The organism is Candidatus Nanopusillus massiliensis (assembly GCF_920984865.1).
Genome location: NZ_OV100765.1, coordinates 482440 through 482727, shown reverse-complemented (window position 1 = coordinate 482727; position 288 = coordinate 482440). Strand labels below are relative to the sequence as shown.

The following is a 288-nucleotide window of genomic DNA, read 5'->3' as shown; positions in this document are numbered from 1 at the left end:
TAATATTGATATTTTATTATTTCTACTTTCTAGCTTTTTATATTCTCTATTTTCATATTTTGATTCTATTTCCTCTTTATTTAATTCCAAAATATCATCATTTCTTATCCCAATATTATAGCCATTCTTTAATTTTATTATAATAAATTCCGATGTTTCGTTTACTAAATATCCTTGCCAATACCTTGTTATCTTTTGTTTTTATCTTTGCGTATTTCAATAAAGGATTTTATATAAAAAAATATTTTAACTTTTTATAAAAAATAATATTTAACAAAATTGCCCTAA

The 288-nt window shown here is 19.4% G+C and carries 1 pseudogene; it reads right to left on the bottom strand.

Features of this window, described 5'->3' with window-relative positions:
• Positions 1-192: pseudogene (locus tag LUA84_RS05445) on the bottom strand (hypothetical protein); the annotation flags it as partial.
• Between the last annotated feature and the right edge of the window lie 96 nt (positions 193-288).